The organism is Halobacillus karajensis, assembly GCF_900108515.1.
GTDB classification, from domain to species: Bacteria; Bacillota; Bacilli; order Bacillales; family Halobacillaceae; genus Halobacillus; species Halobacillus karajensis.
Genome location: NZ_FNWW01000001.1, coordinates 100,973 through 127,316 on the forward strand (window position 1 = coordinate 100,973; position 26,344 = coordinate 127,316).

20 protein-coding genes are annotated in these 26,344 nt (G+C 43.3%); 2 read left to right on the forward strand and 18 right to left on the reverse strand.

The features are described 5' to 3' along the window. Positions 1–13 precede the first annotated feature (13 nt). The 3 genes from uvrA to BLW54_RS00555 all read right to left on the reverse strand — a co-directional run bounded on the left by uvrA (position 14) and on the right by BLW54_RS00555 (position 6,683). A complete protein-coding gene (gene uvrA / locus BLW54_RS00545) occupies positions 14–2,890 on the reverse strand; it encodes an excinuclease ABC subunit UvrA (protein ID WP_035506099.1) in 2,877 nt (958 codons plus the stop codon). A gap of 7 nt (positions 2,891–2,897) precedes the next feature. Next, the gene (uvrB, locus tag BLW54_RS00550; RefSeq protein ID WP_035506100.1) at positions 2,898–4,877 is read right to left on the reverse strand and encodes an excinuclease ABC subunit UvrB; all 1,980 of its coding nucleotides are present in this window, start codon (positions 4,875–4,877) and stop codon (positions 2,898–2,900) included. A 219-nt stretch (positions 4,878–5,096) separates the two neighbouring features. Then, positions 5,097–6,683 carry a peptide chain release factor 3 gene (locus tag BLW54_RS00555; protein WP_035506102.1) on the reverse strand — a complete coding sequence of 529 codons (1,587 nt, stop codon included), beginning with the start codon at positions 6,681–6,683 and terminating at the stop codon, positions 5,097–5,099. Positions 6,684–7,011: 328 nt separating this feature from the next. On the opposite strand from BLW54_RS00555, the gene BLW54_RS00560 reads away from it, so the two are divergent. Beyond that, positions 7,012–10,212: a DEAD/DEAH box helicase gene (locus BLW54_RS00560; RefSeq protein ID WP_074732965.1), complete on the forward strand. Its 3,201-nt coding sequence runs from the start codon at positions 7,012–7,014 to the stop codon at positions 10,210–10,212. Positions 10,213–10,359: 147 nt separating this feature from the next. Here the strand turns inward: BLW54_RS00560 and BLW54_RS00565 are convergent, their stop codons facing one another. Continuing rightward, complete coding sequence (locus BLW54_RS00565) at positions 10,360–11,247, reverse strand: COX15/CtaA family protein (RefSeq protein WP_035507589.1); 888 nt, start codon at positions 11,245–11,247, stop codon at positions 10,360–10,362. 230 nt (positions 11,248–11,477) lie between these two features. Between BLW54_RS00565 and BLW54_RS00570 the strand changes: the two genes are divergently transcribed. Beyond that, a complete protein-coding gene (locus tag BLW54_RS00570) occupies positions 11,478–12,128 on the forward strand; it encodes a haloacid dehalogenase type II (protein WP_074732966.1) in 651 nt (216 codons plus the stop codon). Between the two features lie 140 nt (positions 12,129–12,268). On the opposite strand, the gene BLW54_RS00575 is transcribed toward BLW54_RS00570, so the two are convergent. The 14 genes from BLW54_RS00575 to fliS form a co-directional block, all read right to left on the reverse strand. Then, a complete protein-coding gene (locus tag BLW54_RS00575) occupies positions 12,269–13,108 on the reverse strand; it encodes an ABC transporter ATP-binding protein (protein ID WP_035506106.1) in 840 nt (279 codons plus the stop codon). Between the two features lie 238 nt (positions 13,109–13,346). Then, positions 13,347–14,534, reverse strand: a complete 1,188-nt coding sequence (locus tag BLW54_RS00580) for a PDZ domain-containing protein (RefSeq protein WP_035506108.1) — start codon at positions 14,532–14,534, stop codon at positions 13,347–13,349. A 109-nt stretch (positions 14,535–14,643) separates the two neighbouring features. Further along, on the reverse strand, positions 14,644–16,143 hold the full coding sequence (locus BLW54_RS00585) for a S41 family peptidase (RefSeq protein ID WP_074732967.1): 1,500 nt from the start codon (positions 16,141–16,143) through the stop codon (positions 14,644–14,646). 342 nt (positions 16,144–16,485) lie between these two features. Further along, positions 16,486–17,172, reverse strand: coding sequence for a cell division ATP-binding protein FtsE (gene ftsE / locus BLW54_RS00590; protein WP_035506111.1), 687 nt, complete (start codon positions 17,170–17,172; stop codon positions 16,486–16,488). A gap of 162 nt (positions 17,173–17,334) precedes the next feature. Beyond that, the gene (locus BLW54_RS00595) at positions 17,335–17,742 is read right to left on the reverse strand and encodes a c-type cytochrome (RefSeq protein ID WP_035506112.1); all 408 of its coding nucleotides are present in this window, start codon (positions 17,740–17,742) and stop codon (positions 17,335–17,337) included. 52 nt (positions 17,743–17,794) lie between these two features. Continuing rightward, positions 17,795–18,634, reverse strand: coding sequence for a YitT family protein (locus tag BLW54_RS00600; protein WP_139254088.1), 840 nt, complete (start codon positions 18,632–18,634; stop codon positions 17,795–17,797). A 225-nt stretch (positions 18,635–18,859) separates the two neighbouring features. After that, the gene (galU, locus tag BLW54_RS00605; protein ID WP_074733349.1) at positions 18,860–19,741 is read right to left on the reverse strand and encodes a UTP--glucose-1-phosphate uridylyltransferase GalU; all 882 of its coding nucleotides are present in this window, start codon (positions 19,739–19,741) and stop codon (positions 18,860–18,862) included. A gap of 106 nt (positions 19,742–19,847) precedes the next feature. Beyond that, positions 19,848–20,952 (reverse strand): peptide chain release factor 2 gene (gene prfB / locus BLW54_RS00610; protein WP_139254042.1). Its coding sequence is split into 2 segments (ribosomal slippage): positions 19,848–20,879 and positions 20,881–20,952, totalling 1,104 coding nucleotides; the frame shifts between segments, so codons are not numbered across the junction. 69 nt (positions 20,953–21,021) lie between these two features. Further along, a complete protein-coding gene (gene secA / locus BLW54_RS00615) occupies positions 21,022–23,535 on the reverse strand; it encodes a preprotein translocase subunit SecA (protein WP_035506116.1) in 2,514 nt (837 codons plus the stop codon). Positions 23,536–23,657: 122 nt separating this feature from the next. After that, entirely contained in the window at positions 23,658–23,840 is a 183-nt protein-coding gene (locus BLW54_RS00620; protein WP_074732968.1) for a hypothetical protein, read from the reverse strand. A gap of 213 nt (positions 23,841–24,053) precedes the next feature. Next, positions 24,054–24,614: a ribosome hibernation-promoting factor, HPF/YfiA family gene (gene hpf, locus BLW54_RS00625; RefSeq protein ID WP_035506119.1), complete on the reverse strand. Its 561-nt coding sequence runs from the start codon at positions 24,612–24,614 to the stop codon at positions 24,054–24,056. A gap of 585 nt (positions 24,615–25,199) precedes the next feature. After that, positions 25,200–25,574 (reverse strand): DUF8042 domain-containing protein, encoded by a 375-nt coding sequence (locus tag BLW54_RS00630; RefSeq protein WP_035506121.1) that lies wholly within the window; start codon positions 25,572–25,574, stop codon positions 25,200–25,202. Between the two features lie 13 nt (positions 25,575–25,587). Beyond that, positions 25,588–25,938 (reverse strand): flagellar protein FliT, encoded by a 351-nt coding sequence (fliT, locus tag BLW54_RS00635; protein WP_074732969.1) that lies wholly within the window; start codon positions 25,936–25,938, stop codon positions 25,588–25,590. After that, positions 25,938–26,327 carry a flagellar export chaperone FliS gene (gene fliS, locus BLW54_RS00640; RefSeq protein ID WP_035506124.1) on the reverse strand — a complete coding sequence of 130 codons (390 nt, stop codon included), beginning with the start codon at positions 26,325–26,327 and terminating at the stop codon, positions 25,938–25,940. Before fliS ends, fliT begins: the two co-directional genes overlap by 1 nt. Positions 26,328–26,344: the final 17 nt, after the last annotated feature.

The window sequence follows — 26,344 nt, forward strand, 5'->3', positions numbered from 1 at the left end:
AGCGTCAAAACATCTACTTTTGGCTGACTGTTTCACGGGCATTTAATTTCTCTTCCATCCGTCTGCGGTCCCGCTCTAAAATAGGTTTCAAATAGCGGCCTGTATAAGAAATTTCTTGCTCGGCAACGTGCTCAGGTGTTCCACTGGCAATAATTCTTCCACCGTTCTCTCCACCCTCAGGCCCAAGGTCAATAATATGGTCCGCTTCTTTGATCACGTCAAGGTTATGTTCAATGATCAGAACAGAGTCTCCGTTTTCCACTAACCTTTGCAGTACTTTTAACAGTCGTGAAATATCATCCACGTGAAGACCTGTTGTCGGCTCATCCAATATATAAAAGGATTTACCGTTGGATCTGCGGTGAAGTTCACTTGCGAGTTTCACACGTTGGGCTTCTCCACCAGAGAGGGTCGTTGCTGGCTGTCCAAGTTTAATGTACTCAAGACCGACGTCGGCCACTGTCTGGAGTTTACGTTTGATCTTTGGAATATTGGCAAAGAAATCCAAGGCTTCTTCAATTGTCATGCCTAAAACATCAGCAATACTTTTGCCTTTATACTTCACTTCAAGGGTTTCCCGGTTATATCGTTTCCCATCACACACTTCACATGGTACATAGACATCTGGAAGGAAATGCATTTCAATTTTAATGATCCCGTCCCCCCGGCAGGCTTCACAGCGCCCACCTTTAACGTTGAAGCTGAAGCGGCCTTTTTTATAACCTCTGATTTTTGCTTCATTTGTCTGGGCAAAAACATCTCGAATATCATCAAAAACTCCTGTATAAGTTGCCGGATTAGACCGAGGGGTACGGCCGATTGGTGACTGGTTAATATCGATCACTTTATCTAACTGGTCCATTCCTTCAATGGTCTTGTGCTTGCCAGGCTTTTGTTTTCCGTTATGAAGTTTCATGGATAAGGATTTATACAAGATTTCATTAATTAATGTACTTTTACCAGAACCGGATACTCCTGTAACAGCGGTAAATAAACCTAAGGGAATGTCAGCATTCACCTTTTTCAAGTTGTTCTCTTCCGCACCTTTCACCTTCAAAAAGCGTCCATCCGGCTTTCTCCGTTCAGTTGGAAGAGGAATGAATTTTTTCCCTGACAGATATTGACCTGTCAACGACTTACGGCTTTTCATCACCTGTTTCGGTGTACCTTGAGTGACGATATCACCCCCGTGAGCACCGGCCCCTGGTCCGATATCAATGAGATAATCGGCAGCTAGCATGGTGTCTTCATCATGTTCTACAACAATCAATGTGTTATCCAAGTCACGCATCCGTTTAAGTGTATGAATTAATCGATCATTGTCACGCTGGTGGAGACCGATGGAGGGCTCATCCAGTACATAAAGGACACCAGTGAGGGCGGAACCGATTTGAGTCGCAAGACGAATACGCTGCGCTTCTCCACCTGATAACGTACCTGCTGAACGAGAAAGCGTAAGATAATCTAAACCTACATTTGCTAAGAAGCTTAACCGCTCGCAGATTTCCTTAAGAATCATGCGGGCGATTGTCTCCTCTTTTTCCGTTAGTTCCAGAGACTCAAAGAACTCTTTCGCTTCTATCACAGAAAAATCTGTGGTAAGTCCAATATGCTTCCCGTTAATCAGCACGGCAAGAGCTTCTTCGTTCAGGCGGTTTCCTTTACATTTTGGACAAGGCTTTTGAGCCATATATTTTTCCATCTGTTCACGAATATAATCAGAACTCGTTTCTCTATAACGACGGGCGATATTTGGAAGGACCCCTTCAAAGAAGATATCGTTTTCCCGTACTTTACCAAAATCATTTTCGTAGCGAAAATGAATTTTTTCATCACCGCTGCCATACAGAATTTTTTCTTTATGCTCTTCGGACAATTCGTTGAATGGTTTGTCCATGTCAATGCCATAATGGCTCGCTACACTTTTTAAGAGCTGTGGATAATACTGAGAGCTTTGTGGTTCCCATGGAGCTATCGCATGTTCATTGAGCGTACGACTCCGGTCTGGTATGACAAGGTCGAGATCCACTTCCAATTGGGTGCCTAACCCATCACAACGGTCACAGGCACCGAACGGGCTGTTGAATGAAAACATGCGTGGTTCCAACTCACTAACAGAGAAGCCGCAAATTGGGCAGGCATGGTGTTCACTGAACATGAGCTCTTCTTCACCTATTACATCAACAAGTGTATGGCCGCCTCCAAGCTTAAGGGCAGTCTCAATGGAGTCAGAAAGTCGACCTTCCACTCCATCTTTGACTACAATCCGGTCAATAACGACTTCTATCGAGTGTTTTTTATTCTTATCTAAATTTATTTCCTCGGAAATTTCGCGCATTTCCCCGTCTACACGCAAACGGATGTATCCTTCTTTTTGCAGCTGCTCAAAGATTTTCACATGTTCTCCTTTTCGTCCTGAGACAACAGGAGCAAGAATTTGCAGTTTAGTCCGCTCTGGATATTCCATCACGCGATCCACCATTTGCTGCACCGTCTGTGAACTAATTTCCACACCGTGCTTTGGACATGTCGGACGACCAATACGGGCAAATAAAAGGCGCAGATAATCATAGATTTCGGTGACGGTCCCGACCGTAGAACGTGGATTTCGACTCGTCGTTTTCTGGTCAATTGAAATGGCTGGTGATAGACCTTCGATGGAGTCGACATCTGGTTTATCCATCTGCCCTAAAAATTGCCGGGCATAGGCACTAAGTGATTCAACATAACGACGCTGACCTTCCGCGTATATGGTATCGAAGGCTAAGGACGATTTCCCTGATCCGGACAGGCCGGTCATCACGACCAGCTTGTTTTTAGGGATATCGATATCGATATTTTTCAAGTTGTGAGCGCGGGCTCCTTTAATACTAATATGTTTACTGGCCATACTCTTCTCATCCCTCCGCTTTTAATTCCAACAGCACATCACGCAGTTCGGCAGCACGTTCGAAGTCGAGATCGCGTGCGGCTTGTTTCATTTCTGTTTCCAAATTATCGATCATTTCCTGTCGTTCTTTCTTCGTCATTTCTGAAGGTTTCTTGCCTGTCTCGTAACTGGCTTCATCCTCTGCAACATTCGTTGCCTTAATAACATCGCGTACTTCTTTATTGATCGTTTTTGGCGTAATGCCATGTTCATCGTTATAAGCGATTTGTTTTTCACGCCGGCGATAAGTTTCATCGATGGCAAACTGCATCGATTTTGTAATTTTATCGGCATACATAATCACCCGGCCATTTTCGTTCCGTGCGGCTCGTCCAATCGTTTGAATAAGGGAACGGTCGGAACGTAAAAAGCCTTCTTTATCAGCATCCAAAATAGTCACAAGGGAAACTTCAGGAATGTCCAAGCCCTCTCGAAGTAAGTTAATTCCAATAAGGACATCATATTTGCCAACACGTAAATCACGAATAATCTCAATTCGCTCCAAGGTTTTTATTTCCGAGTGCAAATAAGCAACCTTTATTCCCAGCTCCTTCAAATAATCAGTTAGATCCTCAGACATCTTCTTCGTCAAAGTTGTCACAAGCACACGTTCATTACGGTCTTTGCGCTTGTTAATTTCTCCAATGAGGTCATCAATTTGACCATGAATTGGACGAACGTCAATTTCCGGATCCAATAGCCCTGTAGGACGGATGATTTGTTCAATCATTTTTGGTGTATGTTCGATTTCATAAGGTCCGGGAGTCGCTGATACATACGCAATTTGATTGATATGATCTTCGAATTCCGGGAACATAAGAGGCCGGTTATCAAGCGCCGAAGGTAATCGGAAACCGTGATCCACCAGGACTTGCTTCCGCGCCTTGTCCCCGTTATACATCCCTCTTACTTGCGGGAGAGTAACGTGGGATTCATCCACCATTATGAGAAAATCCTCAGGAAAATAATCAAGCAATGTATAGGGAGTTGCTCCTTCTTCCCTGAAAGTCAAGTGTCTTGAATAGTTTTCAATTCCAGAGCAAAAGCCCATCTCGTTCATCATTTCAATGTCATAGTTTGTCCTTTGCTCCAAACGTTGAGCTTCCAACAGTTTATCCTGATCGCGCAACTCTTTGAGGCGTCCTTCTAATTCTTTTTCTATATTCTTAATGGCTTTTTTCAACTTTTCTTCACGCGTTACGAAGTGGGAGGCCGGAAAGATAGCGACATGTTCACGGTCGCCGATCACTTCTCCTGTCAGTACATCCACTTCACGGATGCGATCAATTTCATCTCCAAAAAATTCCACTCGCATCGCGTGTTCTTCTCTTGAAGCAGGGATGATCTCTACAGAGTCGCCTCTAACCCGAAACGTTCCACGCTGGAAGTCTATATCATTTCTTGCATATTGAATGTCGACAAGGTTTCTCAAAAGTTCATCCCGATCTTTTTCCATACCTGCCCTTATCGAAAGAACTTGACTGCGGTATTCGTCGGGAGAACCTAGACCATAAATACAAGATACACTCGCTACGATGATGACATCATTCCGCTCGAATAAAGCAGAAGTAGCGGAGTGCCGTAATTTATCAATCTCATCATTGATGCTTGCATCTTTTTCTATAAACGTATCTGATGAAGGGACATAAGCTTCAGGCTGGTAATAATCATAGTAACTGACAAAATATTCGACAGCATTATTCGGGAAAAACTCTTTGAACTCACTATACAACTGCCCTGCCAATGTCTTATTATGGGCAATGATTAAAGTAGGCTTGTTAACCTGCTCAATCACATTAGACATCGTAAATGTCTTTCCTGTACCTGTAGCACCAAGCAGCGTTTGGTGTTTCTCGCCCCGTTCAATTCCTTGAACAAGTTCTTCAATCGCTCGCGGCTGATCTCCTTGAGGTGAATACTGTGAAACTAATTCAAACTTACCCTCCACGACGAAAACCTCCGTTCTTGTCTATACTCGTACTTTTTAGTTTACCACAACAGTTTACCATTCTAACATCTAACGAACAAACATTCGCGTTTGAACTTATTTGTAAATAACTGGGTGACCTGGTACGGAAGGAATCTCCACACCAGGTCACCCAATTTATTCCATACCACAAACAAGAAAGCACTCTGTTTGTGTACAGAGTGCTTTCTGAGAGGATGCTTATTCTAGTGTTTGATTGTATTCGTTTACTTCAAATAGATCTACTAATTGGATGTCTGGGTTCTTATCTTGGAACCATCTTAGAGAGAAGTCATTCTTGAAGAGGACAAGCGGGTTGCCTTCTCTGTCTTCTGCAAGCATATTTCGCTCATCAAATAAGGATTCATCCACCTGATCTTCTTTTAGCCAACGTGGGATCCGTTCTCCTAATGGTGTCAGTTCGATATCAACATTGTATTCGTTCTTCATTCGATATTCAAACACTTCATATTGAAGTTCTCCGACAGCTCCGATGATGTAATCTTCGAACCGGTAACGTTTAAACAACTGAATGGCACCTTCCTGAACGAGCTGCTCCAGTCCTTTGCGGAACTGTTTTGCTTTCATAACATTCTTTGCTGTTACTTTTTTAAAGAGTTCCGGCGGGAATTGCGGAAGTTCATCATACTCAAACTTCGATTTCCCAGTCACAATCGTATCGCCAATGCGGTAGACATTCGGATCGTATATACCAATAATATCTCCGGCATACCCTTCTTCTACTGTACCGCGGGAGGAAGCGACAAATTGTTGCGACTGAGCCAGCTTGAACGCTTTTCCTGTTCGTGACAAAGTTACGTTCATGCCACGTTCAAATTTACCAGAACATATGCGGACAAAGGCGATCCGGTCACGGTGCTGTGGATTCATATTCGCCTGGATTTTAAAGATAAAACCGGAGAATTCTTCATGATCTGGAGAAACCACGCCTTCTGTCGATTTTCTCGGCGCTGGTTCAGGCGCCATATCAATGAAGGAATTGAAAAACGTCTCCACTCCAAACGGAGCGAGGGCACTTCCGAAGAAGACAGGCGTCTGATCACCACGCAACACTTTTTCCATATCAAAGTGGTCCCCGGCTTCTGCAACAAGTTCCATCTCTTCTTCTGCTTCCTGGAAGGTCACATTTTCAGTCAACTCAGGGTGCTGATCGAGTTCACTATAAGGGATATATTCTTCCTCTTCGTTTCCTGTGTATTGTACAAATTGCTCATTATGACGGTCGAACACACCGAGGAAACGTTTCCCCATCCCTGCCGGCCATGTCATTGGATAGGTCTCAATATTAAGCGTTTCTTCAATTTCCTCCATCAACTCGAACGGTTCGCGTCCTTCGCGGTCCATCTTGTTAATAAACGTAAAAATTGGAATGCCGCGCATTTTACAGACTTTAAATAGTTTAAGCGTTTGTGCCTCAATTCCTTTTGTTCCATCGATAACCATGACAACACTGTCAACAGCCGTCAGTGTCCGGTACGTATCTTCACTGAAGTCCTCGTGACCAGGTGTATCAAGGATATTTACCTGGTAATCTTTATATGGAAAATTCATCACACTGGACGTAACAGAAATTCCCCGCTGTTTCTCAATTTCCATCCAGTCCGAGGTTGCAAACTTTCCTGATTTTTTCCCTTTAACGGTACCCGCTGAGCGGATTAGATTACCGAACAAAAGCATTTTCTCGGTCATTGTTGTTTTTCCGGCGTCCGGGTGGGAGATAATAGCAAACGTCCGGCGTTTTTTCATTTCTTCTTGGATTTGACTCATCGTGATATCCTCCGTTTTTTCAGAATTTCTATATTTTAGGTTGGGTAGGATATACGTTTTACATCGGCAGATTCACTCCATAAAAAAAGCGCTCACACTTTTAAGCGCCTTCGTCGATTTTTTTATTATACTTTGAAAGTTAGCATAACCTACCATTAAAATCAATCACAATAAGCTATATACAAAAGTTACAAGGAAATAATTGTCAGACCAGGTCATCCAGAATCTGGATGACCTGGTCTGACAATTATTTTCAATTCCTCTCATTCTCCCTAAGTTTCCAAACCTGTTATAATAGGGATAAAAACTGATAGTAAGGATGCCAGTTATGCAGAGTTACTTATTACAACCGAACGATATTAAGAAAATTACCGGCCAGACTTTCTACACTCGTGGTAAACAGTATTTTGAAAGAGGGAAAGTGTATGGCCTTTCTCATAATAGTGCCATACGCTCTTGGCGGGCTGTAGTCGCAGGTACCCACGACTATGAAGTCCGTGTTTTCTTTTTTGAGGACGAGGATGTGGAAGCGACGTGTGAATGTGCCGCCTATTCGACGTATTACACGTGCAAACATATTGCAGCTGTTTTAATTGCCATCAGGGAAAGAACGTTAGAGGATCTTGCGCCAAAATTGGCAGAAAAAGGCAGGAAGTCACAAACCAGTGTCAACAGCCAGGATCGGATGTTTGCCGTCAGCTTGTTTGAAGCGTTCAGACAACGCCAGGAAAATCGTGGGGCCCAGGATTTGAAGAAACCTCTTCAAATTCAATACTATCTACACCTTCAGTCTATTCTAGGATCCAAGAGCCTGGGTATCGAATTGAAACTGGGCGAAGATTATCCCTATGTCATAAAAAATATTCGCGACTTGCTTGACTATATACGTAAAGAACAATCATACCGGATTACTAAAAAGTTTACTTATGACCCGTCTGAACACACTTTTTCCGAACTAGACAAAAAAATTCTCAGACTGTTGCAGCGGGCATATGAACAAGAACAATTTTATGAACAGCAATGGAACTCAGCAGAACCGAAAGTACTTAAAGTTTCGCCAGCTCTAGTGACTCAATTGCTTCCTTTGTTGGAAGAACAACAGGCAGAAGTCATCGATCGTGGAGAAAACATGGGCGTTATACGTTTTGAGGAATTCCCACACCTGTCCTTCTACGTGTCAGAAGAGCGTGGACATTTTCATATGCACATGAACCATTTAAAAGACTACGATTACTTGGCTGACTACCACCTTTTATATAAACAGGGAACGTTTCATCCGATTGAACCTGACAAAGAAGAGGTCATGCGAACGCTCTACACCATTCTTCCCTACAATTCTAACGGGAACCATACCGTCAGCCAGAACGACATGGAAGGGATCGTTTCCTATGTCCTGCCTGAATTAGAAACCATCGCTCATATTCAGCTGGACCGGTCAGCTCAGGAAAAAATTATCCAAGAACCATTAGTTGCTGAAACCTATTTAAATTTTAACCATTGGACATTAACCGTTGAGGTGAAATTTCATTACGGAGATTTGACGATCGATCCATTCAATGAGCAGCCGCTCAGCAATCAAACGATAGTTCGTAGAGACAGGCAAACAGAACAGCAGATTATGCAAGTCATCGAAGCGGCTGAATTCAAGTTCGACGGTGAAATGGTCTACATTGAAGATGAAGACCAGCTCGATCTATTCCTTTATCAATATTTACCCAAGCTTAAGGAATATAGTGAGGTTTACCTTTCCTCATCCGTACGTTCTCTACTCGAAGATTCACATCATGAACTTCAGACATCGGTCCAGCTTGAAAGCGACGGCGGCTGGCTGGATATTAATTTCACAATTGATGGCATTAGCGATCATGATGTCACAGAAGCATTGAAAGCAGTCATTGAACGTAAGAAGTATTACCGGTTATCAGACGGTGCGCTTATGGCTCTTACTTCAGATTCTTTCGAGCGCTTCCAAAAGCTTGTCGATGATCTCGACTTGAATACGAAAGATTTAGAGGAAAGTCATATTCAAGTATCCACAGCACGCAGTTTACAAGTTGAGGATGCCTTGCAGCCTGAGGAAGCGGAAAGAAACCAGCTCTTCCAGGAACTTGTGGACCGACTTAAATCCCCACAGTCCTTTGAGATTGAGCCCCCTGCTGCATTGCAGGCGGACCTACGCCCCTATCAGCTCACAGGGTTTCGATGGATGAAAATGCTCAGCCATTACGGATTAGGAGGAGTACTTGCGGATGACATGGGATTGGGGAAGACGATTCAAACCATTACTTACCTGTTAGATGAAAAGGTAAAAGGGTCGATGACAAACCCAGCCATGATCATCACGCCAGCGTCTCTCGTCTACAATTGGAAAAAAGAACTGGAAAAATTCGCCCCACAGTTATCTGTACAGATTTTGACAGGCGATCCGGCAGCAAGAAAAAAGGCCCTCGCTGAGGCACCTGAAAAAGATATTTGGATCACGTCTTACCCTTTATTAAGGCAGGACATTTCTGCCTACGAAGACCAAAAATTTCACGCCATGATCCTTGACGAATCTCAGGCGATTAAAAACGAAACGACTAAGACTGCTGTATCTGTAAGATCAATCCAAGCACGTCATCGCTTTGCCTTGAGCGGGACGCCCATTGAAAATTCCCTACAGGAACTTTGGTCCCTTTTCCGTACGATCATGCCGGGATTTTTCACAAGTAAGAAAAAGTTCTTCCAATTGAAGCCAGAGAAAATTTCATTAATGACACGCCCATTCATTTTGCGTCGAATGAAAACAGAGGTATTGGATGAATTGCCGGATAAGATTGACACCGTCCAATATTCCGAACTCACTCGGGAACAGAAGGAAGTTTACCTCGCCTACTTGGAACGGATTCAGGACGATATTCAGGAGACAATCGCAACCAAAGGCATCCAGCGAGGCAAACTCGAAATCCTTGCCGGCCTTACAAGATTACGGCAAATTTGTTGTCACCCTTCCTTATTTTTGGAAAATTACGAGGGGGCATCCGGAAAACTGGAGCAATTGAAAGAATTAACGAGAGAATTAAAAGACAGTGGGCATCGCCTACTGATTTTCTCTCAATTCTCCAGTATGCTTACTCTGATGCACGATGAACTCACTAAAGAAGGCCTGGACTCCTTCTACTTGGATGGCCGTACAAAATCAGAGAAGCGGATGGAAATGGTCGAAGCGTTCAACAAAGGTGAAAAAGATGCCTTTTTCATTTCCTTAAAAGCAGGAGGAACCGGTTTGAACTTAACAGGGGCTGATACTGTAATTCTTTATGATTTGTGGTGGAACCCTGCGATTGAAGAACAGGCGGCCGGACGTGCCCATCGCATTGGTCAGGAAAAAGTCGTCCAGGTTATCCGAATGATTTCAGAAGGAACGATTGAAGAACGGATTTATCAACTACAACAAAAGAAACGTGATCTCGTCGATCAAATCATTCAACCAGGAGAGTCCATGCTTACGTCCCTCAGTGAAGAAGAAATCAAACAACTATTCAACTAAAAAGGAGCCGCCCGTTGGGCAGCTCCTTTTCTCCTTTTAAATTGGTATTTTTTGTATGACCTGGTGTGGCGGATATTTCCACACCAGGCCATACAAAAATTTCCATACAAACCTAAAACAAAAGCTGCCATCATAGGCAGCTTTGTTTTAGGCGTTCAATGTTTTCTTTTGGAGTTTGAACCAGTATCCACCTAGAATACATGCCCCAATTACCATGGTTACGGTGGAAATAAGCATGTGCATGGAGGAAGCAAGAACAACATTCCCTGTCACAACGATGATAAAGCCAACCACTGCATTAAGCAGAAGCGAAATTAAATACAACCATGACAGCAAAATGTGATAGTTGAACCTCGATGCATAAATAACAAACCATATCGCTGCAACAATAACAACGAATGTTGCTACCCAGTGCAAGGAGTAAACAGCATTAGCCACGGATTCACTGGTAATTAAATATTCCATGGCTGGAATGTCCATCATGACATTACTTGCTCGGCTGTGCTTGAAAAATGCCCCAAGAATCACTTGGGCTACATAGGCCATGTAGCCAATTAAAAAAGCACGGTAACTCATCGAAACAGATTCCCAGCTCGTCCGATTCAGTTCGATTTTCTTTTCATGCAAGCTGTAACTTAACAAGACTAGTACAATCAACAGCAATTGACTGAAGGTAACATCGAACGTGGTGAATCCTGGAGGTGTACCCAGCAGCACATTCAGCCCGCCGATCATGGACTGTAAGATAAGTAAAACTAGACTTAGGACAGCTAAAACAAATACAGATTTTTGTTTACGGTATTTATAGATGGCACCAACCGCATTAATAGCAGTAAGAAATACAAGCAGTGGAACCATCAAACGGTGAGAATACTCTATTAATACGTGATAATCTGTAAAGTCCGGGATCACATGACCATTACAGACCGGCCACGTCGTTCCGCATGCATCTCCTGAATTTGTCGCCACAACAAGATTTCCGAGAATTAATGCAAGAAACGTGACAAACGTAGTTAGTATGGAAAATTTCTTCATCGTCTTACCCTTTCTCTCTATAATCATTATGGGATTCTAAGCTTCCTAAGTAAATCATATCATGAATTCTGGATGATAGAGAAAGGAAAGCGCAGTCATGAGTCATGAACTTTTTGTGAACGCATGAAGGCCTTATATATCAAAGCTCTACTTCCCCTCATTTTACGATCTCCCGTGTTTATCCTTACTATCAAAAGGGAATTCTATTCCAAGGAAAGGAGTCTTAGTCTATGTCATATAAAGCCTATGTATTCGACGCTTACGGAACCTTATTTGATGTTCACAGTGTCATGAAAAAAATTCATCAATTCTTCCCTGACCAAGGCCCTTCTGTTAGTGAAGAATGGCGAAACAGACAGGTTCATTATTTTCTCGTCCGTCAGCTTATTCAGGAATATAAACCCTTCAATGATATAACACGGTGGGCGCTTCTTGATGCTCTCGCTATTAACAATATTGACGCTGAGTTTGATATCGTTGAAGAACTAATGCACGAGTACACACAACTTCTCCCTTTTGATGAAGTACCACTTCTAAAAGAAAACCATACGGACAAAACCTTTACCATTTTCTCTAATGGCACGCGTGCCATGCTTGATCCACTTCTCGCAAACAACCGGCTGACAAAAGACTTCGACCTGCTAAGTGCTAACGACATTAATATTTACAAGCCACACCCAAAGGCTTATCAATACGCCCATAAAACGCTGAAAGTTAACAAAGATGAAATTCTCTTCTTTTCCAGCAACCCTTGGGACATTACTGGAGCGGCATCCTATGGTTTTCATACCGCCTGGGTCAACCGAAAAAAACAAAAATGGCCAGAAATCGGCATCCAACCCACTTATCTCATCAACCAATTAAATGACATTCTCATATAACAAACGAGTTTCGGCAGACCCCTTGTTCTATACAGGAGATCTGCTTGTTTTTACTTCCAAAACAAGAACTCTTTCAAACTCATAACAAAAGAGCAATACGCCAACACGTATTGCTCCTTAGAAGATCTATGTCCATTTATCTATACCGTTTGTTTTTGTTGGGCTTGGGCTTCCGCTTGTGCCTGTTTGATTAAGCAACGACCTTTCCCGTGTGGAATACACATAGGCGTACCGAACAAAGGATCTTCTCTTACATCGCAAAGCATTTCAAAAACATGCTGCATCATATCACAAGTGACAACATCTTCCGGCTTCCCTTGCGCATAGACCGTTTTATCTTTTACAGCGATAATATGGTCCGCATAACGGCAAGCGAGGTTGATGTCGTGAAGAACCATAACGACTGTACGACCTTTATCCTGGTTTAAATCAAACAATAGATCAAGGATTTCAATTTGGTGGGTCATATCTAAATATGTTGTCGGTTCATCCAAAAGCAAAATATCGGTATCCTGAGCAAGTGTCATAGCAATCCATGCGCGCTGACGCTGGCCACCTGATAGAGAATCGACTGTGCGGTCCTTCAATTCCATCAAGTTTGTATCCTCAAGTGCCTGCGTAACAGCCGCTTCATCTTCATCAGACCAGCGCTTAGCAAAGCCTTGATAGGGATAACGCCCCTGCTTTACGAGCTGATAGACACTGAGACCTTCAGGAGTCGTCGGACTTTGAGGAAGAATCGCCATCTTTTTCGCCACATCTTTTGTACGCATCTTGGAAATATCGGAACTATCCAGTACGACTTCCCCTGATTTCGGGCGCAGGAGACGAGCCATTGAACGGAGGAGTGTCGATTTTCCGCAACCGTTTCCACCGATGAGTACGGTCACTTCACCTTTCGGAATTTTAATATCCAAAGAATCTATGATGATGGAATCTCCATAGCCTAGAGTTAAATTGTTAGCCAACAGTGTATCCATAAACTGACCTCTCCTTTATGTCTCACGAAATCTATCGCTGTTGGAGTTTTATAATAAATCACGAATTTTTTATTTTCTCTACTTTCTAGTTTATGGGCTTGATTCCACTCTGTCAATGAATTTGAGAATCATTTTCATCACCGAACTGTGAAAATTGTATGCGTGACGGGCCGTAATAAGAACAAAAACCTTTATTCCTTTATTTTCAGAGATGCTGAAGTACCGCTTATTGTTTTTCTTAAAAGAGCCCAATAGATGCCTCGCGTGCCGGAGGTTCAACGAAGACAAGTCCTAGCTCGTAATGCTCTCCTTCATACATTGCCCGTTGAACATGGCGTATTTCTCCCCATTCGTCCCGAACTTCAATTTTTGTAAAAGCTCCTGAATTTTGCAAGGCTTCATAGAATTGCAATTCTGTGCTTACAGGAATCGCATTAACGCGTTCAATCAACTCCCCGGGGACCAGTCCCATTTGATCGGCCGGACTTCCCGGAATGATTCCTAGAATTCGAATCCCCCTCATCGTGGAAGAGAAAAAAGGAGCTTTGTTTTCACGCATTCGATGCACTAGTAAAATAGCTTCGCGGCCTAACAAACCGATAATTACCGCTGCTAAAGATAAAAAGTAGACAAAAAAGCTTCCGATCGCTAAACCAATGATGATCAACGATAAAAAGAATGTATGCCTTCCTATTATTTTTGCCGCGAGCACAGGCGATTGCGCCCGTACCTTCCACTCCCATCCCATCACAAAAGGAATAAGGATGAACCCGTACGTTTCTCCGCCTAGCGATATCATTGGCCACCAAGAAGTGATGGGTTCAATACCCCCTCCAGGCAGCAGGGCAAAGAAGGGAACAATGGTCATTTTCCTTGATCGATGCTGTCCTACCCACATCCCACGGGCGCCTTTTAATCGCTCTGGGAAGGTATGAGGTGTTGATGTTCGTAAAATAAGTATTGACTCCGTGAATAAAAGCACAGCCAGTAATACGGCAATTAAGGTTAAAGGAGTGCCCTTCAAGGTTTGTATCCAGGTGTATGTAGATAAGTTCTCAGGGAGATACGGCAAAACAAGTAAAAGAAGATAGGCCCCTCCCAGTGTATAAACAGAAGAGTACCATCTTAACCTGCCTCTCACACTTACTAGCAGTAGGATAGCTGAGATAAAGATAAGAAGCGAGTAACTAATCACTATACCAGCGCCAACCGCGATCAATGAGAGAATTACTCCTCCACCCAAAGCCACTCCCCACGTGCTCTTACATTCTGAAAATCGATCAAAGACAGTTGTACCGAATGTCGCTCGTTCTTTTTTTATTCGTTTACTTGATATTAATAAAAACATCCCTATCGCTATATATAGAAAGGGCAAGGTGAACATCATCCCAAGCCCCTTCAAAAGCTCCGTCAACCAAACATCCAACGTGATTCTCCTTTCAAGTCGTGATTCTCTTGTTGTTCAACTACGATCACGAAAAAATCCGCAGTCGCAGACTACGGATACAATTCGTCATCCAGCGGCAAATTCCTGCTTATTGGAACAGGACCTCAACCGCTTTTTGCATTTGTTTGTCATTCTTCTCATCTCTCACTTCCGAAATGATGGCTTCTTCAAGCTTACCTCCGGTTTTCTCGTCAACAATGCCCGTTGTTTCAAGACCAACATCGCTTTGGAAAGCTTTGACTGCCTCTTCTGTTTCTTTGCTGAAGTATCCATCCGTACGGCCTGGATCATGTCCGAGGCCTTTTAACATGATTTGAATGTTTTTCACTTTTTCATGATTATCATTGTATTGAAGCGATTCTTCCACCTCAACAGGATTCGTGTAAAAGTATTCCGGCTGTTTTACTTCTACTGTCGGCTTGACCCCTTTTTCATGAATCCAATTGCCATCAGGGGTCAACCATTTGAATAATGTCAATTTAATAGTACTGCCATCTCCCATTGGAAGTGCCTGCTGGACAGTGCCTTTTCCAAAACTTTTCGTCCCGACCAGCTCATATCCGCCAGCTTCCTGCATTGTTGCAGCAAGAATCTCAGAAGCTGAAGCACTTCCTTCATCCATCAAAACTGTAATCGGATACGGCTTTTTCTCTTTGTTTTCAGAGAAGTAACGGGTTTTCTCACCTTTTCGATCTTCTACTTGAACAATCGGTTTGTCTTTCGGGATAAACTCTTTCAAAATTTCCTGTACATCTGTGAACAGGCCGCCAGGGTTTCCACGTACATCAATGACGAGCCCGTCCATTCCATCGTTCTCAAGTTTCTCTAACGCTTTGTGGAATTCGTCTGATGTTTTTTCAGAAAAAGAAGTGATTTCGATAATGCCAGCTTTTTTCCCATCCACTTCCTTCGTATCTGTATAAACGGTCTCCAGTGGAATATCGTCACGGGTAATATTAATATTCAATGGTTCACTTACACCAGGACGATCGACTTGGAGTGTTACTTCTGTTCCTTTTTCCCCACGGATTTTCAGAACTGCTTCGTAAAGGTCAAGTCCTTCCACGCTATCTCCATCAACCTTCAGAATCTGGTCATTCGGTTTTAGACCTGCTTCCTCAGCGGGGGAACCTTTAATAGGAGCCACAATCGTAACCTTGTCATTGACCATGCTCACCTCAGCACCAATCCCCTGGAAAGAGGATTCAATGGACTGGTTGAACTGCTCCATCGTTTCAGGGTCCATGTACACACTATAGGGATCTTCCAGTGTGTCCAGCATTCCTTGGATTGCCCCTTCCACCAGGCTCTTTTTATCCACTTCTTCTACATAATTTTCTTTAATGGTGTTATAAGCCTGCTCGACTTTTTTCAAATCCGTGTTTCCAGACATACTTTCCAAGAAAGCCTTTTGTTCCTCTTCGGACAAGTTTCCAAAGTTTTCTGCGTCCTTATCTGCATACTGTTCGGACTGTGTCTGTTTGTTCGTGCCATCAGCAAAATATTCAATGCCTATGTAAGCACCTGCCGCTCCAAACAGGACCGCTAGCGCCAACAATAGCGCAACATAGTGCGGTTTTATTTTCATCGCATTCACCCTTCTAAAATGGATTTCATGTTGCCTTTATACTAGCAAAAAAGCGTCTTCACCGTAAATCAATGATGTTCTTGAGTTAACTCTATGCAACAAACCTTTATAGCATGTCCATTTCATTATAGGACATCCCTACATATCTATCTACCTGTATTTGGATTAGACGCAAAAATGCTAGAATGTCAACTGAAATCTGACCGCATTTTTTTGGAAGTTAGGACCGAGGGGGAGAGCTGTCATCATGATACCAGGGACAACCACACAATCCAGGTGGCATTTTTCTTTTCACTGCCAAAAATCAAAAGACTGCCTCTCATGGAGACAGTCTTTGCTTGATTACATTTCGTAGCCGTATTCACCGTGGGCCTGGTCACGAACAACCATGCCGTCTTCAATGGCAATTACACGTTTACGAATTGTGTTAACAATTTCCTGGCTGTGTGTCGCCATTAACACGGTTGTACCTGATGAGTTAATCTCTTCAAGAATATGCATGATTTCCCAGGAAGTATCTGGGTCCAAGTTTCCTGTCGGCTCATCTGCAATCACTACTTTCGGATGGTTAACGATGGCACGGGCGATCGATACACGCTGCTGTTCCCCACCGGAAAGTTCGTCAGGAAGAAAACGTGCTTTGTTTTTCAAACGAACTTGGTCAAGAACATCCATCACCCGTCTGCGGATGTTTTGTGGGTTTTCTTCAATCACTTCTAACGCAAAGGCTACGTTTTCATAAACGGATAACGTCGGTAATAGACGAAAATCTTGATAAACGACACCAATTTGACGCCTGAGCGCTGGGATACGCCGCTGTTTCATTGTCGATGTATCCATATCATTTACTAGAACCGTACCCGTTGTCGGTTTTTCCTCACGATAAATAAGCTTTGTGAAAGTGGATTTACCAGCCCCACTAGGACCGACAACATAAACAAATTCGCCCTGGTCAATCTGGATGTCGACGCCATTTAATGCTGTTACCCCATTGGGATATGTTTTATATACGCCTTCCATATTAATCATGTAAAATCACCTGTATCTCTCATTTTGTTATTCCCTATGTCTACTCTCTTTTACAAACAACTTTTATTATAACATTAAAATTCAATCTATTTAGACACGAAATTATTACATTTCTTTTTCATAAAAAAAAGCCTGGCACCACACCAGGCTCTTTTTCCTGTTTTATTCCTTTTTAGACAACCAGTTGGCTACAAGCTGGGCATCTTCATCAGAAACCTGCCCTTGTTCAGGCATATCTCCTTTACCGTTTTTAATAATATCAACGATTTCTTCAGCTGAATATTTAGACCCTACTTCACTCAATGCCGGCCCCATGCCGCCACCGAGGTCCCCGCCATGACAGCTTGCACAGTTTTTCTGATAAACTTCTTCTGCCCCTGCAGTGTCCACGGTATCACCTTCACCAGCGTCTGAAGTTCCTTCGTCTGTTCCTTCTCCGGAACCATCGCCTTGTTGTTCTTCTGTCGTTTCATCATTCGTGTTGTCATCATTAGCTCCTTCATCACCGCCACCACAGGCAGCTAAGACAAGGACCAGCCCTAAAAATAGAGCGAACATAAGTTTTTTCATTTTAGTATCCCCTCTCGTAATTTGATGAGAATGTAGAGATATTATATCCTACTTACGTCATTTTAAAACCTTCTCCCAGTACCTCTGTGGCGTTCATCGCAACAACGAACGCCCCTGGATCAACCGTTTTTACTGTTTGTGTCAATTTAATGAATTCATTCTGCTGAACAACACACATAACGACACGACGCTCTCTGTCTGTATAGCCGCCAGCACCACTCAAGACGGTAACACCACGATCAATTTGGTCAAAAATAGCGGTTCGTACTTCATCGACTTCCTCGGTAATGATCATCACGTTTTTCGACGTGTTCAATCCAACCTGGACAAAGTCGATCGTACGACTTGTCGCAAACAGCCCAATAAGTGCATATAAACCTTCCTCTAAAGAAAAAACAATAGCAGACGTAAGGACAATCATTCCATCCAACAGAGCCACACTAATGCCGAGCGGCAAATGCGTGAACTTATGAAGTACCTGGGCGGCGAGATCGATCCCGCCTGTAGACGCTCGTCCTCTAAAAACAATTCCAAGCCCAAGCCCGACGCCCATACCACCAAAAATCGCACCAAGAAGCGGATTTGGAGTGGCTGGTGCCATTTCACTCGTCAGCAAAACAAACAGCGGCAAGGTAACAGTTCCTACAAAAGACTTCAAACCGAAGTTTTTTCCGAGGATGACTACCCCCATGATAAATAATGGGATGTTTAACAACCATTGAACTAATCCTGGTTCCCAGCCGAAAACCCCTTTCGTAATCGTACTAATACCGGCGACTCCTCCGGAGGCAATGTTATTCGGTAGCAAAAATAAATTAAACGCAAGGGCTACAAAAAAAGACCCAAGGATAACTAATCCATAATCCAGCGTATGTCTAAGTGCCGGGGGCATCGGTTCCCGACGGTATTTTTTGGCCATCATCATGCTGTTCGACTCTCCCTATGTATCGTTCTCCATAAACCGTAAGGAGTATAACACTAGGGTTCTCGCCTGTAAATAAGAGCGAAATAACGTGTTAACTCGGTAAAGGGGACGATATCTAAGTAAGCTTAGTTTTTGTTCTTCGATTACTTCTATTCAAAAAGCGATAAGCACTCAGGCTCATCGCTTCCCATCTTAGATATTGACCGATTTTTGCTTTTCGATTACTTCTCTCATAAGTGCTAGAACGTCTTCCCGCATTTCCTCTCGCTCCATGGCAATCGCAAGTGTAGTTTTAATGAATCCCATTTGATCTCCGACATCAAAGCGTTCACCTTCAAATTCATAACCAAATACTGGCTGTTCGGTATTCAAACGTTCGATCGCATCGGTCAATTGTATTTCGCCGCCTCTTCCTGTTTCTTGAGTCGCTAATAAATCCATAATTTCAGGCGTGAACACGTACCGGCCAATGATTGCCAAGTTGGAAGGCGCCTCATTAACGGCTGGCTTTTCAATAAAATGTTCCACTTCATACCGTCTGCCTTCCTGGTGTTTTGGTGCAATTATACCATAACGATCTGTTTCTTCTTTCGGCACCTGCTTTACACCAATTATAGATGATTTTGTTTCTTCATATTGGTTAATGAGCTGCTTGAGACAAGGTTCATCGGATCGGACGATATCATCCCCGAGCAGTACTGCAAAAGGTTCGTCCCCGATAAACTTACGCGCGCACCAGATCGCATGTCCGAGCCCTTTGGGTTCTTTTTGCCGAATATAATGAATATCTACTTCTGCTGATTGTTGAACTTCCTCTAAGAGGTCAAGTTTTCCTTTTTTATAGAGGTTATCTTCTAATTCAAAAGCATGATCAAAGTGATCCTCAATTGCACGCTTCCCCTTACCTGTAACGATAATAATATCTTCAATTCCTGATTGGATAGCCTCTTCCACAATATATTGGATGGTCGGTTTATCCACTACAGGGAGCATCTCTTTAGGCATCGCTTTGGTAGCAGGTAAAAATCTCGTCCCAAGTCCAGCGGCTGGAATAATCGCTTTTTTCACCTTCATTTTCAAGTCGCCTCCTCCTATGTATGTAGTTTCATAGTACCAAAAATATATGCCTGTATGAACAGAAAATGTAAAAAGCCCCTCACATTAGCGAGGGGCTTTCTACTTATCCGTCCATTTTAGAACGGAGGTAAGAGTTAATAAATTTATCCAGGTCACCATCCATGACCCCTTGCGTGTTTCCGACCTCTTCATTCGTACGGTGGTCTTTAACCATGGAATAAGGGTGGAACACATAGGAACGAATCTGACTTCCCCAGCCGATTTCTTTTTGTTCGCCGCGAATGTCATCAAGCTGTTGCTGCTGACGCTCAATTTCAAGCTGGTAGAGCTTCGCTTTCAACATTTTCATCGCTTGTTCACGGTTTTTAATCTGAGAACGCTCGGACTGACACGTTACGACCGTGTTTGTTGGCAAGTGGGTAATACGAACGGCGGAGTCTGTCGTGTTGACGTGCTGCCCACCGGCACCACTGGAACGATACGTATCGATTTTTAAGTCTTCTGTCCGGATATCGATTTCGATTTCATCATTGAATTCCGGCATCACTTCACACGATACGAACGAAGTGTGACGACGGCCGGATGAATCAAATGGGGAGATCCTTACAAGACGATGCACGCCTTTTTCAGCTTTCAAATAGCCATAAGCATTGTGACCTTTGATTAACAGTGTCACACTCTTCACACCGGCTTCATCGCCTGGTAAGTAGTCCATCGTCTGTACAGAAAAACCTTTTTTCTCTGCCCAGCGGGTATACATACGAAGAAGCATGCTCGCCCAGTCCTGGGACTCTGTACCACCCGCACCAGGGTGCAGTTCAAGGATAGCGTTATTTTTGTCATAAGGCTCGCTCAACAAAATGTTCAACTCAAATTGGTCCAAGTCCTTCTTCAGCTGTTGAACATCCTGAACGAGATCCTCACGTAATTCCTCATCGTCTTCTTCTTTCACAAGTTCATAGGAAACTTCAAGGTTATCATGGGTTTCTTCATGTTCCTCAAGAGTATGAACAAGCCCTTTTAGCCCATTAACCTCGTCAATAACCTTTTGCGCGGTATTCTGGTCATCCCAGAAGCCTGGTTCAGTCATTTGTTCTTCGAGTTCTGCGATACGGGTTTTCCTTTGATCGACGTCAAAGAGACCCCCTGAAGTCCGCTAATCGCTTAGCTGTATTATCCAATGCATGACGAATTTCTGCCATATCCATAGTGATCACTCCTCTATCATTCTTAACACAAGGGAAGACACCCTCTAAAAAAGAGAGTGTCCCCACATCTTATTTCCCGTGGCAATTTTTATATTTCTTCCCGCTTCCGCAAGGACATGGATCGTTACGACCAACGCTATCCTTTTTCACGAAAGGGGTTTTCTTCTTCGGTTCTTTATTCTCGCTACCGCCTGACACGGCTTTGGCTCCCTGAGCAACTTCCTCACGCTGCAGGTTGTTGCGGATTTGGGCCTTCATAACATAGCGGGAGACCTCTTCATCAATATTAGCAACCATCTGTTCAAACATACGGAAGCCTTCAAAATTATATTCACGAAGCGGATCGTTCTGACCATAAGCGCGCAAGTGAATACCCTGACGCAGTTGGTCCATCTGATCAATATGGTCCATCCACTTCTGATCGACCGTACGCAGCAAAATCACTTTTTCGAACTCGCGCATCTGTTCTGGAGAAAGCTCTTCCTCTTTTTCATCATACCGCTGCTTCACTTTTTCAAGGATTAGCTCCTCCATTTCCTGAGGATCCTTTCCTTTCAAGTCGGCAGTAGTTACATCGCCTTCTGGCAGCAAGTTCGCCCGCAAGTATTCTACAAGGCTCTCAAGTTCCCAGTTTTCCTCTTCCTCATCACTCGTATGAGTGGCGACCGTTTGTGATACGGTACGTTCGATCATCTGTTCAATGATTTCACGTAAGTTCTCAGATGTCAGTACTTCATAACGCTGCGTATAAATGACCTCACGCTGCTGACGCAGGACGTCGTCGTAAGAAAGGATCGTCTTACGCGCATCGAAGTTGTTTCCTTCCACACGTTTTTGGGCTGATTCCACAGCACGGGAAATCATTTTACTTTCAATCGGCTGAGAGTCATCCATCCCGAGACGGTCCATCATGCTGCGGATGTTATCTGACGCAAAACGGCGCATCAGTTCATCATCTGTCGCCAAATAAAACTGAGACATACCTGGGTCCCCTTGACGACCAGCACGACCACGAAGCTGGTTATCGATCCGACGGGATTCATGACGCTCTGTTCCGATAACTGCCAGGCCGCCAACTTCTCGGACCCCATCACCAAGTTTAATGTCTGTTCCACGACCGGCCATGTTTGTTGCGATCGTCACCGCGCCTTTTTGGCCAGCATTTTCAATGATTTCTGCTTCACGGAAATGATTCTTCGCGTTGAGTACATTATGTGGAACACCGGCTTTAGTCAAGTAACGGGAAATAATTTCAGATGTTTCAACCGCCACTGTACCGACAAGGACCGGCTGGCCTTTTTCGTGACGTTCCTTAATATCTTCGACAACAGCCCTGAATTTACCATCCATCGTCTTGTAGACAAGGTCTGGCTTATCATCACGGACAATGTCACGGTTCGTCGGGATGACAATCACGCGCATGTTATAGATATTAAGGAATTCCTCTTCCTCTGTCTTCGCTGTACCAGTCATCCCGGAAAGCTTATCATACATACGGAAAAGGTTCTGGAATGTAATAGAAGCAAGTGTCTGACTCTCATTTTGAATCTCAAGCCCCTCTTTTGCCTCAATCGCCTGGTGTAAGCCATCACTATAACGACGGCCTTTCATCAAACGACCTGTAAACTGGTCAACGATCACAACTTCTCCGTCTTCCACAACATAGTCCGTATCCTTCTGCATTGATGTGTGCGCTTTAAGCGCCTGGTTAATGTGGTGAATCAAGGATACATTAGAAAGATCGAATAAGTTCTCAATTTTGAAAAAGCGTTCCGCTTTGTTAATGCCTTCTTCAGTCAACTGGACATTTTTAGTTTTTTCGTCATACGTATAATCCTCTTCATTCGCAAGCAGGCGGACGAAAGAGTTGGCACCTCGATAGAGATCAGGTGATTTTGATGCAGACCCACTGATGATCAATGGGGTACGTGCTTCATCTATTAAAATCGAGTCGACCTCATCAATGATTGCAAAGTGAAGTGGACGCTGTACCATTTGTTCTTTATAAAGCACCATGTTGTCACGCAGGTAATCGAATCCAAATTCGTTGTTCGTCCCATACGTGATGTCTGCTTCATACGCTTCCCGTTTTTCATCTTTGGACATTCCATTGGAGTTCAAGCCAACCGTCAGTCCTAAGAATTGAAAGAGTTCGCCCATCTCCGTGGCGTCACGACTCGCCAAATAGTCGTTGACTGTGATGATGTGAACTCCTTTTCCCGTTATTGCATTTAAATAGGCAGGCATTGTGGAGGCAAGGGTTTTCCCTTCACCTGTTTTCATCTCGGCAATATTCCCTTCATGCAGGGCGATCGCGCCAAGAAGCTGCACTTTGAACGGACGCATCTCAAGAACACGTTTAGAACCTTCACGGACGACCGCGAACGCTTCTACTAGCATATCATCTAATTTTTCGCCATTTTGATAGCGTTCTTTAAATTCTTCTGTCTTATTTTTTAATTCATCATCAGATAATTTCTCGATTTGCGATTCCATCGCTTCGATTTCATCTGCGATTTTTTCTAATCGCTTTAATTGACGTGTATTACCATCGCCAAAAATCTTCTTTAAAGTACCAAGCATTGCAACCGCTCCTCTATTGATTTCCGATCTTCGGTTGAATAGTGTAATCCATTTATTATCATAACACTAAGAGAAGCAGACTGACAATAAAGCGCATAGGGCTGAGGGCCCCGTGCAGGAATTTATTTAGAGGGAATAAAAAGAGAGGAGCGTTCACGGATCACCTGATGCTCCACACCAGGCTGCCGCTGGTCAAGTTCCATCAGCCGCCGGTTAGTGGAACCGATAATATCAACAAGCTGAGCAATCGTTTCTTCCTGCTGTTTTAATCGCTCAATTATGTATGGGCATTCTTTACATTTCATAGATCCACCTCCTGATACATTCTTTATACTCCAAAACTCTGCCGTAAGCCAATGAAGAAAAACGCTTTTTGGATAGCTGGAATGGTGGAAAATTTGTTTTTTTGTAAAGGAAACATGAAAAACAGAGGCACCATTAGGGCAGAACATTGATTTTAAATCTTTTCCATTGCAAAAACACCCCTGCCAAAGCAGGGGTGTTCATCTATCAACCTATTAAGTTTCGATCAAACCGTAACGGCCGTCACGACGTTTATAAACAATGTTCGTTTCATCCGTATTTGCATTTGTAAAGACGAAAAAGTTGTGGCCAAGCATATCCATTTGCAATGCTGCTTCTTCACTATCCATCGGTTTCAAGTCAAAACGCTTCGTTTTTACGATTTCCACATCAAATTCATCATCGATTGTTTGTGTTTGTTGTTGCTGCGCCTCGCGTTCAAGCTCGGCAAAGACGTATTTCGGAGCACCCTCTTGGCGGAACTTACGATTCACTTTCGTTTTATGCTTGCGAATTTGTCGTTCCAATTTATCTACCACAAGGTCGATGGCAGCGTATAAATCTGTATGGTGTTCTTCAGCACGAAGAAGTAGATTTTTCATCGGGATTGTGACCTCGATCGTCTGCTCATCATTATAGACACTTAAATTAACGTGTACCTCAGAAGACGGGGGAGTATCAAAGTAGCGTTCAAGCTTGCTCACCTTTTTCTCCACATATTCTTTAATAGAATCCGTCACTTCCAAGTTTTCACCACGAATATTGTATTGTAGCATTAGAAGTGTCCTCCTTTCATCCTTATGTGATATATATTCTACCATACCCCCGCCCATTCCTGCATAAACTTTCGAAATATTTCGTCTAATTCGCGTCGGTAATTGTTGGGAAGTGATGAATTATTGGGATGAGAAGGGATATGGAGGGAAGATTATGATAGGTTTATGTCGATATTAGAGCCGATTGGGACAGATCATCGAAGGAGATGACAAATTTTACTGAGTGCTTTTCATCGTGAAAAAATGCCCATTTTCAGGCTAATGATCTCTTGATTGGACAGAACACCTCTATTTTCGGCAGGATTCCACTTTTGGATTCCGAATTAGTCGTAGAGTATTCTGCGTATCGATTCACCCTCGACCAGTTCAAAACTATTAAGCAAACTATAACTTCCTTCTACCAAATCGAAAAAAAGACTATCAATGAACCAATCCCTTCGGACATAAATAAGTAGAATCGAGCCATATGGAAGACGTTCTATCGAAGAAAGCGGACCTTGGTCCAACCCCACCATCCTCTGTCCCGTCCAGAAGTTTTTCTAACCAAACTCAAAAAAACGCCTACCTCATGTAGACGCTTTTCCTTTAATGAGCAATGTACGGTTTTACGAACGCCTGCATACGTGTCCGCCATTCTTCATATGAAGGGACCACCTTTTCAACCAACAGCTGACGTTTTTCTTCATTTGTTCCAAGCTTAAACCAGTCTTGAAGCAATTGAATCACTTGATGAAAATCAAGGATGAGCGGTTGAAGTTCCTCAAATAACACTGTCATCTGATCATGACTGCGGCTCACTTGTTCCAACCCTAGAAGTACATCCTGGAAAGCCCGCTGTATCTGAGGAGGATCCTCTTCCGTAATGTTGTTCTCCAAGTATTCCAGGCCATCACTAAGGGTACCTAACAACTGATCATACTGCTCTAACATAGTGTGCTGTTCTACTGTAAGTTCTGCCAAAAAATCACCTCCCCTATTTTTTATGGTCTACATAGATGCCGTCGTAACTAGAAACACTCTGATAAGGATTTACATAGCGCTGTTTACTGGATTTCTGTTTTTTGTTATTGCGCATGTCCCGTTTTAACCTATCAAAAAGAAGTTCAAGCTTTTGGTTTATTTTCAAATCCCGCTGCTTAACTTCTTTTACGAGCGTCTCTTCTTCTTTAGAAGGGGTTTTTAACTTCGGCAGGAGGTTTGCACGGGTTTCCAACAATTTGTCAATATTTTCAATGACACTGGCTCGATTATGATCGGACACCGATTGATGAACCACTTCGTCAAGTGCTGCGGTTATCCTTAAAAATTCCTGCCACGCCCCCATCAGGCGTTGCCACCTTGACCATATTGAGCTTTCCGTGCTTCCAAGATCACTTGTTTCCAGGTATTACGAAACTCTTCCACTAGTCCCAGAACCTCATCCAAAATTTCGTTGTCGTTCTTCGTATTGGCCTCCATCAAACGGCGATTCATATAATCATATAATGGCATAATTTCCTGTGTTAAGGAATATTGCTGATCCATTGTCACCATTAGCTCCTGAATGATCTTCTGCGCTTTTTGGATATGGGTATTCTTTTTCTCAATCTCATTATTCTCCATCGCTTTTCCGGCCACCTTGATGAACTTGATACACCCATTATAAAGCATTAAGGTCAACTCGCCAGGTGACGCTGTCTCTACTGAGTTATTTTGATAGGCTTGGATGGACATCTATCCTGCACTCCTTT

Excerpts from the sequence above, each read along its gene's own strand:
- BLW54_RS00600 (WP_139254088.1), bottom strand. The coding sequence starts at position 18,634 with ATGCCCCCGGCACTTAGACATACGCTGGATTATGGATTAGTTATCCTT.
- BLW54_RS00595 (WP_035506112.1), bottom strand. The coding sequence starts at position 17,742 with ATGAAAAAACTTATGTTCGCTCTATTTTTAGGGCTGGTCCTTGTCTTA.
- hpf (WP_035506119.1), bottom strand. The coding sequence starts at position 24,614 with ATGCTACAATACAATATTCGTGGTGAAAACTTGGAAGTGACGGATTCT.
- fliS (WP_035506124.1), bottom strand. The coding sequence starts at position 26,327 with ATGTCCATCCAAGCCTATCAAAATAACTCAGTAGAGACAGCGTCACCT.
- BLW54_RS00620 (WP_074732968.1), bottom strand. The coding sequence starts at position 23,840 with ATGAAATGTAAAGAATGCCCATACATAATTGAGCGATTAAAACAGCAG.
- secA (WP_035506116.1), bottom strand. The coding sequence starts at position 23,535 with ATGCTTGGTACTTTAAAGAAGATTTTTGGCGATGGTAATACACGTCAA.
- uvrA (WP_035506099.1), bottom strand. The coding sequence starts at position 2,890 with ATGGCCAGTAAACATATTAGTATTAAAGGAGCCCGCGCTCACAACTTG.
- BLW54_RS00570 (WP_074732966.1), top strand. The coding sequence starts at position 11,478 with ATGTCATATAAAGCCTATGTATTCGACGCTTACGGAACCTTATTTGAT.
- BLW54_RS00565 (WP_035507589.1), bottom strand. The coding sequence starts at position 11,247 with ATGAAGAAATTTTCCATACTAACTACGTTTGTCACGTTTCTTGCATTA.
- fliT (WP_074732969.1), bottom strand. The coding sequence starts at position 25,938 with ATGGGGGCGTGGCAGGAATTTTTAAGGATAACCGCAGCACTTGACGAA.
- BLW54_RS00560 (WP_074732965.1), top strand. The coding sequence starts at position 7,012 with ATGCAGAGTTACTTATTACAACCGAACGATATTAAGAAAATTACCGGC.
- BLW54_RS00555 (WP_035506102.1), bottom strand. The coding sequence starts at position 6,683 with ATGAGTCAAATCCAAGAAGAAATGAAAAAACGCCGGACGTTTGCTATT.
- galU (WP_074733349.1), bottom strand. The coding sequence starts at position 19,741 with ATGAAGGTGAAAAAAGCGATTATTCCAGCCGCTGGACTTGGGACGAGA.
- BLW54_RS00575 (WP_035506106.1), bottom strand. The coding sequence starts at position 13,108 with ATGGATACACTGTTGGCTAACAATTTAACTCTAGGCTATGGAGATTCC.
- BLW54_RS00585 (WP_074732967.1), bottom strand. The coding sequence starts at position 16,143 with ATGAAAATAAAACCGCACTATGTTGCGCTATTGTTGGCGCTAGCGGTC.
- ftsE (WP_035506111.1), bottom strand. The coding sequence starts at position 17,172 with ATGATTAATATGGAAGGCGTATATAAAACATATCCCAATGGGGTAACA.